Source organism: Variovorax sp. EBFNA2 (genome assembly GCF_033802765.1).
Lineage (GTDB): Bacteria > Pseudomonadota > Gammaproteobacteria > Burkholderiales > Burkholderiaceae_C > Variovorax > Variovorax paradoxus_H.
Map to the genome: position 1 here is coordinate 298152 of NZ_CP138497.1, position 11326 is coordinate 309477.

General features: G+C 63.8%; 9 protein-coding genes. 6 read left to right on the plus strand and 3 right to left on the minus strand.

All coding sequences use genetic code 11. The annotated features are described in order from the left end of the window. Positions 1 to 15: 15 nt before the first annotated feature. On the minus strand, positions 16 to 1269 hold the full coding sequence (locus RZE79_RS31730; RefSeq protein WP_319362213.1) for an FAD-dependent oxidoreductase: 1254 nt from the start codon (positions 1267 to 1269) through the stop codon (positions 16 to 18). Beyond that, positions 1266 to 1583, minus strand: a complete 318-nt coding sequence (locus tag RZE79_RS31735) for a non-heme iron oxygenase ferredoxin subunit (RefSeq protein ID WP_319362214.1) — start codon at positions 1581 to 1583, stop codon at positions 1266 to 1268. Before RZE79_RS31735 ends, RZE79_RS31730 begins: the two co-directional genes overlap by 4 nt. Before the next feature lie 668 nt (positions 1584 to 2251). On the opposite strand from RZE79_RS31735, the gene RZE79_RS31740 reads away from it, so the two are divergent. The 6 genes from RZE79_RS31740 to RZE79_RS31765 all read left to right on the plus strand — a co-directional run bounded on the left by RZE79_RS31740 (position 2252) and on the right by RZE79_RS31765 (position 10309). Then, positions 2252 to 4633 (plus strand): xanthine dehydrogenase family protein molybdopterin-binding subunit, encoded by a 2382-nt coding sequence (locus RZE79_RS31740; protein WP_319362215.1) that lies wholly within the window; start codon positions 2252 to 2254, stop codon positions 4631 to 4633. Next, a complete protein-coding gene (locus RZE79_RS31745) occupies positions 4630 to 5481 on the plus strand; it encodes an FAD binding domain-containing protein (RefSeq protein ID WP_319362216.1) in 852 nt (283 codons plus the stop codon). The genes RZE79_RS31740 and RZE79_RS31745 overlap by 4 nt, the downstream gene beginning before the upstream one ends. Before the next feature lie 65 nt (positions 5482 to 5546). Next, positions 5547 to 6704 (plus strand): 2Fe-2S iron-sulfur cluster-binding protein, encoded by a 1158-nt coding sequence (locus RZE79_RS31750; protein WP_319362374.1) that lies wholly within the window; start codon positions 5547 to 5549, stop codon positions 6702 to 6704. A 125-nt stretch (positions 6705 to 6829) separates the two neighbouring features. Beyond that, entirely contained in the window at positions 6830 to 7636 is an 807-nt protein-coding gene (locus RZE79_RS31755; RefSeq protein WP_319362217.1) for an alpha/beta hydrolase, read from the plus strand. An 84-nt stretch (positions 7637 to 7720) separates the two neighbouring features. Next, positions 7721 to 8251, plus strand: a complete 531-nt coding sequence (locus tag RZE79_RS31760) for a MarR family winged helix-turn-helix transcriptional regulator (RefSeq protein WP_373696603.1) — start codon at positions 7721 to 7723, stop codon at positions 8249 to 8251. Positions 8252 to 8518: 267 nt separating this feature from the next. Continuing rightward, on the plus strand, positions 8519 to 10309 hold the full coding sequence (locus tag RZE79_RS31765; protein ID WP_319362219.1) for an acyl-CoA dehydrogenase: 1791 nt from the start codon (positions 8519 to 8521) through the stop codon (positions 10307 to 10309). Between the two features lie 301 nt (positions 10310 to 10610). Here the strand turns inward: RZE79_RS31765 and RZE79_RS31770 are convergent, their stop codons facing one another. Further along, positions 10611 to 11246, minus strand: coding sequence for a helix-turn-helix domain-containing protein (locus RZE79_RS31770; RefSeq protein ID WP_319362220.1), 636 nt, complete (start codon positions 11244 to 11246; stop codon positions 10611 to 10613). Between the last annotated feature and the right edge of the window lie 80 nt (positions 11247 to 11326).

An 11326-nucleotide genomic window follows, 5' to 3' on the forward strand; every position in this document is an offset into this window, starting at 1 on the left:
TTTGAGAGAGGTGGTTTAAGCGGTGATTGCGACGTCGGCCTGCATCTGCTTGGCCCATGCGCGTAGAGGGATGGCGTCCCGTTGAAAGTCCTCCAGCTGCACGGGGCGCCCGCGTTCGAAGAGAGGGCGAACGGCGCGCAGATCGGCGCCTGCATTGATGGCGACGCCGTGCAAGGGGACAGAATCCCGATGGCCGATCCACAGAACCTTGTCGTCGGCCGGGTCGCCGCGGCGCACATATTCGAGATCACTGGCCGGCAGGCCCAGCATCTGGATGTTGTGTTTCCCCTGGTCGGTCCAGAACCACGGCACCGCGGGTGCAGGAAGAGGCAAGCCCAGCATGGCGGCAGCGGCCGTTCGCCCCTGCTCGTTCGCGTTCTGCCAGGATTCGACGCGCGTTGGCGCCGCCTGGCCTGGGCGGCGTTGGCTGGTGCAATCGCCACATGCAAACACGTGCGCGTCGCTGGTGCGGCAGGAGGTGTCCACCAGAATGCCGCCGCCTGCCGCGACCTGCAGCCCCGCATCGCGCGCCAGCGCCTCGTTGGGCGACAGGCCGATGGCGACGACCACCTCATCCACTTCCAGCTCGCCGGTGCTGGTGCTCAGGCGCGACCGACCGGCCGGCAGTGAATGGACGCCGCTGCAGGAAGTCCCGAGCAGGAGTGTTGCGCCCGCTGCCCGCGTTCGCGATTCCAGCCATGCCGACGCCTGCGGCGGCACAAAGCGATCGAGCAGGGCGGTGGCGCGTTCGAGCACCGTCACCGACGCGCCTGCGGACAGTGCCGAGTGGGCGATTTCGAGGCCGAGGAAACCCCCGCCAAGAATTGCGACTTGCGGCGTTCCTTGAAGGGCTGCGCGCAGCCTGCGCGCGTCATCCAGAGTCCGGATGTAGTGCACACCCGGACGGCCGGCCGGAACGGACGCGAGCGTGACCGCCTCGCCGCCGGTGGCGAGCAGACAGATCTCGTACTCGAGTACCTGCCCGTGCGCAAGGCGGACGTGCTGCTGCGCAAGATCCAGTGCAACCGCATCGCTGCCGCTGAGCAGGTCGATCTTGCTGCGCGCCCAGGATTCGTCCGTGAGGACGTCCAGCCGGGGGGCGTCGGCAGCGACCAGGACGGCCTTGGACAAAGGCGGGCGCTCGTACGGTCTGTGGCGCTCGCGCCCCAGCATCGTGATGCGTCCGCTGTAGCCATGCTCGCGCAGGGCGTGTGCCGCGACAGCCGCCGACTGGCCCGCCCCGACGATGACGATGCCGCGTGAGGTCATTTGCCGGCAGGCGACAACACGTAGATGTGATCGCCCTCCCGCTTCACGGCATGTGTGCGCAGGTCCACGGTGGCCGGCGCACACATCGCTTTGCCCGTGCGAATGTCGAAGCGGCCCTGATGCAGGGGGCATTCGACACAACCGTCTTCCACGTAACCCTCCGACAGCAAGGCGGTGGCATGGGTGCACATGCTGTCTGTGGCGAAAAACTCGTCGTCGATGCGGTACAGCGCGACACCGTAACCAGCGACATCGACCGTCTTCGCTTCATCGTTGCTCAGCTCTTGCGCCGAGGCGACCTTGATCCAATCCATGGCTCCATCCAGTCGTTGAAAGATCCGAAATAAATACTCAGTGAACTGTCATATTAGTTGGATAAGTTTGTCTTTTCAAGTGCGGGTTTGTACTTGTTGGCACTGCACCAGAGTGGATGGAAACGCACCTGCAAATCGGGCTAAAACGGTGCGATATAGCTGGTAGGACGCACAGAATCGGTGAGTTTTATGTGTCAGGGTTTTCATCAAGAAACACTGCCTTCACACGCGAGGACCGCACGTCTATACTTCTGCATGTGTACTGTCATAAAAATGCGATCAGGCTGTGGAAGGTGTGCTGAAAACTGCGACGCGAATGGCGGGATTCGGCAGGTGAACATCTTCTTGATGAGAGCCGAGCGGGTGGGCAAGTGCGCGGATGAAGCGGTGGAGCGTGTCTGGTCAGGACCGCCGTTCACGAAGGGGTCCCGGTGCTTTCGAATTCGCGCGCACATCGGGCGCGCCCGGTCGAGGTCATGGCTTCGCTCGGGACTTTCGATGAGTCAGCGATGCGCCGGCGACGCGACGCACGAAGTGCTGTCACGCGCCAGTTTCGCGGGGCCATCGGTGCGCATGAGTAAGCAGCCACTGGGATCGCTGGGACAGTGCCGCCGTGTCGCGCATCCTGTGCGGTGCACGGGAAAAATTAGTCAAGCAAAAGGAAACGCATGAACCAAGCAGACATTCCGGCGAGAGTTCTCAAGCGCGAGGGCATCGGAGCCCGTGTGCCTCGCAAGGAGGATGCGCGCCACATGGTGGGCAAGGGCAACTTCGTGGGCGACTTCGTATTGCCGGGTCTGCAGGAGGTCGCGTTCCTGCGCAGCCCTCTGGCGCACGCCACCATCACGGGTGTCGAGATTCCGGAAGCGATTGCGGGGAAGGTGTTCCTGCGCGAGATGATGCTGGATGCAGCGGACATCGGTTCGCCTTCTTCGCTGCCCACATACCAGTATTCGGCCTTGCCGCCACTGGCTTCGGGCAAGGTCCGGCACGTGGGAGAGGCGGTCGCCATGGCTGTTGCGCCCACGCGTGCAGTGGCGGAAGACCTGCTCGAGGAGGTGCAGGTCTCCTATGACGAGCTGCCCGTCTACCACGGCGCCGAGTCTTCTCTTGCGGCGACGGGAGACTTCCTTCATCCTGGGTGGAAAGACAATGTGTTTCTCACGCTGCGGGCCAATCGCGACTTCGATGAACTTGCCGCGAAGGCGGAAGTGAAGGTCAGCCGCACCGTCGAGCTGTCGCGTCAGTGCATCGTGCCGCTGGAGGGCAAATCGGTGCTGGCCTACTGGGACTTCCAGGCCGATCAACTCGTGGTCGTCAGTGCGACGCAAGTCCCGCACCTGCTGCGCGTCGGTATCGCCCAGCATCTCTCGATGAACGAGGAAGCGGTGCGCGTGGTGTCTCCGGACGTGGGAGGCGCCTTCGGCTACAAGGGGCAGCTGTACCCCGAAGATCTGTGCATCGCCTGGCTGGCCAAGACGTACCGGACCCCATTTCGCTATCTTGAGGATCGGCGTGAACATCTGATCGTCGGCGCCAACACGCGGCAGCATCACTACCAGCTCACTGCCTACGCGGACCGCACGGGAAAGCTCCTCGCGTTGGACGCTGTCATCACCATCGACGGCGGTGCCTATTCCTACTATCCCTTCTTCGTCGGTCTGGAGCCTGGCCAGGCAATCGGCAACCTGCCGGGGCCCTACACCTTCCGCGGCTATCGTTGCGAGACCCTGTGTGTCGCGACCAACAAGCCGGGCTTCATGGCCTACCGCGGCGTGGCGCGCACCGGCGTGTGCTTCGCGATCGAGCTCCTCATGGACGCCGTGGCGCGTGAAGTGGGCCGAGAGCCATGGGAGGTCCGCATGGACAACCTGGTCCCGGCCGCTGCCATGCCCTACGTCAACGTGGCCAACAAGCACTTCGACAGCGGTGACTTTCCCGCGAGCCTGCGCCGCGCCGTGGAGATGATCGGACTGGCTGCTGTGCGTGACCGACAAGCCCGGGGAGAGCCGGACGGACGTCGGATCGGTTTCGGAACGGCAACCTACACGGAGCAGTCCGCGCACGGCACGACCGTGTTCGCCAACTGGGGGTTGCCGGTGGTGCCTGGCTTCGATCAGGCGGTGGTCAGGATGACCGCGGATGGCGGACTGGAAGTGCGCGTCGGCGTGCACTCGCATGGCCAGGGCATGGAGACCAGCTTCGCGCAGATCGCCAATGATGTGCTGGGCATTCCTGTTGCCCGGATCCGGGTGGTGCATGGCGACACCGCGCTCACGCCCTTCTCCTCGGGGACCTATGCGTCTCGGGCCACCGTCATGTCCGGAGGCGCCATCTCGACGGCGTGCAAGGAACTGCTGCCTCGCATCCAGTCGATCGCCGGCTATCTCATGGGCGTGGACCCGCAGACCGTCGCATTGGTCGAGGGGTTCGCCGTCGCCGGGGAGAAGTCGATTCCGCTGTCCCAAGTGGGCGGCGCGTGGTATCTCACGCCACAGGACCTGCCCGAGAACGTGCATCTTGGTGGACTGGAGGTTTCGCGTGCATACAAGCCCAAGGTCGACACGGGTACCTTCACCTATGCCACCCATGCGGTCGTTGTCGCCGTCGACACGCAGACAGGCGAGGTCGAGATCCTCGACTACGTCGTCGTCGAGGATTGCGGCACCATGGTCAATCCGATGATCGTGGAGGGTCAGACCATCGGGGGCATCGCGCAGGGCATTGGCACCGCGATGTACGAAGAAAGCCCATACGACGACCAAGGCCAGCCCCTGGCTTCCACGCTGGCCGACTACATCCTGCCTGGCGCCACGGAAGTGCCGCGCATCCGCATCGAGCACTTCGAGACCCCTTCGCCTCACACCGAGTTCGGTGCCAAGGGCGTTGGGGAGGGGGGCGCAATCGCGCCGCCCGCGGTGATCTTCAACGCCGTCAACGACGCGTTGCGGGGCACGGGTGCTGCCGAGGTGCTGATGACGCCCCTGACGCCACGTCGCTTGCTCAAGGCCCTCGAAAGCGCGAAGCCGCAACAGGAGCTCGTCAAATGAAGGCTGCGAAATTTGCATACACGCGGGTCTTCGACGTGGATGAGGCGATCAAGGTGCTGGCCAAGGGCGGCGGCACGGCCAAGGCAATGAGCGGAAGCCAGTCCTTCGGTCCCATGCTCAACTTGAGACTGGCGCGACCGGCGCAAGTGGTCGACGTCGCCCATATCGCGGTGCTGCGCGCCGTCAGTCGCAAGGGCGAGTGGGTCGAGATCGGCGCTGCCGTCACGCATGCCGAGATCGAGGATGGTGTGTACCCGCCGCTGGCTGCGCATCCCATGCGTCAGGTCGCGGGTGGCATCGCCTACCGGGCCATCCGAAGCCGCGGCACCGTCGGAGGCAGCCTGGCGCATGCAGATCCGGCTGCGGACTGGGTGGTGACGCTCGCTGCACTTGGTGCCCGCATCGTGCTCAGGTCGCCGCGCGGCGAACGCACGATCGAGGCGGACGGCCTCATGCTCGGCGCCTATACGACCGTGCTCGAGGCCGATGAGTTGATCGTGGCGATCCATGTGCCATCCGAGACGCCGAGCACGCGCTGGGGGTATCACAAGGTCTGCCGCAAGCCTGGGGAATTTGCCGAAGCCAGTGCAGCAGTTTATTTCGATGTCTCGCGCAAGCGTGCACGCGTGGTTCTGGGGGCAGCGGACGGGCCCCCGATCCTCTTGAACGAGTTCGCGGCGGAAGTTGCCAGCAAGGGTGCGCAGGCCGCGGGGCGTGAAAAGGTCGCCGCGGCCGTCGGCCTCGCGCTTCCTGATCGCGACGGCATCGACCGGAAGCTCTTCACGGCCTGCGTCGAGCGCGCGCTCGAGCAGTCGGGTGTTTTTTCCAACCACAAGCTTGCGGAGTAAGCGACTTGAACCCCATCTCTATTCAGGTCAACGGCCGCGGCTTCAGCCGGCAGGCGGAGCCGCGGATGCATCTTGGTGACTTCCTGCGGGACGAACTGCGCCTGACAGGAACCCATCTTGGCTGCGAGCATGGCGTCTGCGGCGCATGCACGGTGCTCGTCAACGGGCAACCGACGCGCTCGTGCATCACTTTCGCCGTGGCATGTGAAGGCCAGGAGGTCACCACCATCGAGGGCTACGACGATGATGCGGTGATGCAGAGGCTGCGTCCGGCGTTCACGCGTCACCACGCACTGCAGTGCGGCTTCTGCACACCCGGCATGCTCACCACGGCGCGCGACATCGTGCTGCGTCTGCCCCACGCCGACGAGGCGCGCGTGCGCCTGGAGCTGTCCGGGAACCTGTGCCGCTGCACCGGCTACCAAGGCATCGTGGACGCCATCCTGGATGTGCTGCAACAGCAGCGTGACGCCCCCGACACGCAGGTCGAAGAGCTGCGGCAGACGCTGAGCCTGCCGCGAAACGCGGCACTGGGCCCGGTCACGACGCCGAGCCAAGCGCAGCCGCCCGCGCGTTCGACCGCCAAGCCGCCCACGGCGGATCCGGTGGCTGCCGCGGAAATGGCGGAGGTCGATCCCGTCGCGATGGCCAAGGCCAAGGCCAAGGGCAACGCGATCGAAGTGCATTTCGATGTGCCCTATCCCGCCGATCAGGTGTGGGAATTCATGGGCGACCTGCCTGCCGTTGCGTCCTGCTTGCCCGGTGCGACCATCGACTCGCACGAGGGAGAGCGGGTCAAGGGCACCATCGCGATCAAGTTCGGTCCGATGTCGGCGGCGTTCGCTGGTGCAGCGCGGCTGGAGCGTGACGACGTTGCCAGGCGCGCAGTCCTTCGCGGTGCGGGCCAGGACAGCTTGAGCAAGTCGCGCACCCAGGGAGACATCACCTATCGCCTGGAAGCACTGACGGCGGGCAACACTCGTGTCCACGTGGACATGATCTATGCCCTCCAGGGTCCACTGGCGCAATTCTCGCGCTCCGGACTCGTGAAGGATTTCGTGCGCCGCATGGTCGCGGACTTCGGCAAACAGATCACGCGACGGTTGGGCGGGCAAACGGTTGCGTCCAATGAACCACAACCCACGGTTTCCGTCGCCGGGATGATGTGGAGCGTGCTCTGGAGTCGCATCCGTGGCTGGTTTGGAAAACCGCCGCAGCCCTGACATATCTCGCTTCAGGTGCGATGAGCAAAACACGCGAGCGATTGGATGGTGCTTTCACCGCAGGTTCCAGCGGGACGCTGGATCCTCGCATACAGGCGAGTGAGTGAATCTTTTTTGGAGTCTCAATGAGTTCCTTTCTTCATGGCTATCACGTGCGCGCGAACGGAGTGCGGCTGCACCTCTTGCGCTACGGCGGGCAGGGCCCTCGACTGCTCCTGTTGCCGGGAATCACGAGTCCTGCAATCACCTGGGGCTTCGTCGCCGAGCGATTGGCTCGGCACTTCGACGTCCATGTCGTTGACTTCCGGGGGCGCGGTCTGTCCTTCAGCGCGCCCGGGATGGACGCGGGCCTTGATGCCATGGCGGCCGATGTGCTGGACCTGCTGAATGTGCTGGGGTGGTCGTCCGTGACGGTGCTGGGGCACTCCATGGGCGCCCGCGTGGCGATTCGCGCCGCGGCGCGCGATCCGGGACGCATGGACAGACTGCTGCTTGTCGATCCGCCCATGTCCGGCCCTGGGCGCCGGCCCTACCCAGTCCCCCTGGCTTGGTATGTCGAGTCGATCCAATTGGCTGTCAAGGGCATCACGGCCGAGGAGCTTCGCTCCTATGCACCGACGTGGACAGACGAGCAGTTGCAGCTTCGGGCCGAATGGCTTCATACCTGCGACCAGGATGCCATTGTCCAGGCGCATGCCGGCTTCCATGAGGACGACATCCACGCCGATCTACCCAAACTGCAGACGCCGGGACTTGTGATGGCGGCCGGCCGAGGAGGGGTGATGCTGCCGGAAGACCTTGCTGAGATCGAGGCTCTCGCGCCTGGATTGTCGCAATGCACGGCCTTGAATGCCGGGCACATGATCCCGTGGGATGACGAGGAAGATTTTTATCGCTTGCTTGGTGATTACCTGAAGGTCGACCTGCGTTAGCGCAACCTGGAAGCGCGGTTTGGTTTCCATTCACCCTCAAGGGAGTCGATAAACTCGTCGGCTGACACCTTCAGCGATCTCGAGATAATGACAAAGCGTTCTCCCGCTCAGAAAAAGACAGTCGGCTCGGCCGATGTGGCAAAGCAACCGGTCCTGGAGCCTTTCAATCCATTGCGCCAGGTCATGTGGCGTCGTCCGGGTTTCCTCATCCGCAGGCTGACCCAGATCGGACAGGCGATCTTTTTCGATCTATGCAAGTCCGAGAGCATCACGCCGCTCCAGGTCGGCATGCTGACGGCGCTTTCGATGAATCCTTGGCTGGATCAGAAAGCGATCGGTCGAGAGCTTTCGCTGGACAGGACTACGACGGCCGAAGTGCTCAAACGTCTCAGTGACAAGGGCTTGGTCGAAACCCGCGTCAACCCGGACGATCGTCGGTCAAGACTGTCGGTGATCACCACGGATGGGCTCAACCTGATCAACGACTTGCAAGAGAGCATTCATCGCTCCCAAGAACTGCTGATCGAACCGTTGCCGCCGGAGGATCGCGCTGTCTTCATGAGGTTGCTTGCGCAGCTTGTCGATGCACATGAAAAGAAGGAAAAGGAAAGCTGAGTCGTCTGATGGCATTTCCGTCTTTCACAGACTGATCACTATCGCGCACTGATTTCTTTCAACGCCCGTATTGCTTGCTGATCGGCCGCAGCAACTGCCCTCGTCGTGCGAATCGGTATCTCCATGCATCGGTCTTCTGCGGGATTTCTCTGACTGCCTTGGGAGTCTTGGGAAGCCGTCAAAGGTCAGGCTGTGGGCCGTCGGTTGATCCACTTGCAAGTTGTGTTTACTAAGTAATTTGGGACTGCTTTTGGAAGCAGGATTGAGATGAGCTACACCGCCCCCCTCAAGGACATGCTGTTCGACATCGAGCACCTGGCCAACATCGGCGAGATCGCCAAGCTGCCCGGCTTTGAAGACGCCGGCCTCGAAACCGCGCAGGCCGTACTCGAAGAATGCGCGCGCTTCAACCAGGACGTGGTTGCGCCGCTCAACGTCGAAGGCGACCGCAACCCCTCGTCGTTCAAGGACGGCGAAGTCACCACCAGCAAGGGCTTCAAGGACGCCTTCGCACAGTACGTGTCGGGCGGTTGGCAGGGTTTGCAGCATCCGGCGGACTTCGGCGGCCAGGGCCTGCCCAAGACCATCGGCGCGGCCTGCGGCGAAATGCTCAACTCGGCCAACATGAGCTTCGCGCTGTGCCCGCTCTTGAGCGACGGCGCCATCGAGGCGCTGCTCACCGCCGGCTCCGACGAGCTCAAGGCCATCTACCTCGAGAAGCTCGTGAGCGGCCAGTGGACCGGCACGATGAACCTCACCGAGCCGCAGGCCGGCAGCGACCTGGCCATGGTGCGCAGCCGCGCCGAGCCGCAGCCCGACGGCACCTACAAGGTCTTCGGCACCAAGATCTTCATCACCTACGGTGAGCACGACATGGCCGAGAACATCGTGCACCTCGTGCTGGCCCGCGTGACCGGCGCGCCCGAAGGCGTGAAGGGCATCAGCTTGTTCGTGGTGCCGAAGTTCATGGTTAATGCCGACGGTTCGCTCGGTGCACGCAACGACGTGCACTGTGTGAGCATCGAGCACAAGATGGGCATCAAGGCCTCGCCGACCGCCGTGCTGCAGTACGGCGACCATGGCGGCGCCATCGGCTACCTCGTGGGCCAGGAAAACCGCGGCCTCGAGTACATGTTCATCATGATGAACTCGGCCCGCTACGCCGTGGGCATGCAGGGCATCGCGATTGCCGAGCGCGCCTACCAGCACGCCGTGGCCTACGCGAAAGACCGCGTGCAGAGCCGCCCGGTCGATGGCTCGATCAACGCCAGCGCGCCCATCATTCACCACCCGGATGTGAAGCGCATGCTGATGACGATGCGCGCCTACACCGAAGGCTGCCGCGCGATGGCCTCGGTGGCCGCCGCCGCCTACGACGCGGCGCACCACCATCCCGATGCCGACGCGCGCAAGCAGAACCAGGCCTTCTACGAATTCATGGTGCCGCTCGTGAAGGGCTACAGCACCGAGATGAGCCTCGAAGTGACCTCGCTCGGCGTGCAGGTGCACGGCGGCATGGGCTTCATCGAAGAGACGGGTGCGGCGCAGTACTACCGCGACGCGAAGATCCTCACGATCTACGAAGGCACCACCGCGATCCAGGCCAACGACCTCGTGGGCCGCAAGACCGCGCGCGACGGCGGCCAGACCGCCAAGGCCATCGCTGCGCAGATCGAGAAGACCGAGGCCGAGCTCGCCAAGAGCGACAGCGCTGCAGCCGCAGCCGTTCTCAAGCGCCTGACCGCCGCGCGCCTGGCCTTCATCGACGTGGTCGACTTCGTCGCCGGCCAGACCAAGGCGTCGCCGAATGCCGTGTTCTCGGGCAGCGTGCCGTACCTCATGCTCGCGGGCAACCTCGTGGCCGGCTGGCAGCTCGCGCGTTCGCTCATCGTGGCGCAGGACCAGGCCTCGCACAACGTCGACGTCGCCTTCATGCAGGCCAAGATCGCCACCGCGCGCTTCTACGCCGAGCACATCCTGAACAAGGTGCCGGGCGTTCGCGACAGCATCGTCGAAGGCGCCGAGAGCGTCACGGCGCTGGCGCTCGACGCGTTCTGACGGGGATGATCCGCAGGCAAGTTCCTGGTCGAAGTCACTGCGATGAAAAATGCAACGGGCGGCTTGCGCAAATGAAACTTGCCGTCACCGCGGAACGCAAGAAAGTTCCCGATTCCGTCTGCGAGCCCGTGGTGTACGGGCCCTTTTTGTCCACGGCGCGCTCGGCTCGGGCCGAGGTCCGCGGAGCCGGACATACGCGCCGAGATTCTGAGCGGTGTGCACTGCGGGTCCAATCGGAATGGGCCGATTGCACTGCCCACGAAGTCGCACGGATGCAGACCGATGCGCCGGCCCTGCGGCCCTAGACGTTGCGATCGAGTTCGACGCAAAGCACATCGCAGGCCAATTGGTCCAGCTGGCGAAGCGTCAATTCCAAGACTTCGGACTCGCTCACCGAGCGGTCCGCGAGCCACGCCAGAACGAGCTGATCGTGAAATCCGATCCAGGCGCGCATGCACGCGCGAACCTTCCTGGTGGGGCTCGCAATCCCCAGGACTTCGCATATCCGATCGATCGCTTGCTGGCGCGATGCTTCCCAGATCTCGGCAACCTCCGAATTGATCGCGAGGTTGTGGGAGCGCGCTCGGAAAAGCGCATCGCCTTGCCGTTGCTTTACGGCCTTCACATGTGCGCGCAGGAACGATGCGACTTGTTCACGCGCGGTCCGGCCGCGAAATGAGTTCTGCTGCGCCTTGTTCATCTGCTGCGCGGCCGCCCGGCTGACCTCGGCATACAGACCTTCCATCGATCCGAAGTGATGAAAAAGCAGGCCGTGGGCGACGCCTGCCTCGCGAACGATCTCTGCGGCTGAGACATCCAGGAACCCCCTGTTCGCAAAAAGGCGCTCCGCCGTTTCCAGGATTCGTTGCTTGCCCGAAGGCGCCCGCTCGGGCGTTTCCCGTCCGGGGCGTGCAGGAGAAATCGCGGTGTCAGTCATCGTTTCGATCATATGTCCGCTCGGCCGCGCGGGTATTTCGAGCCTCAGGGAAAACCAGCAATTGGCATTCGTCCCCGCGC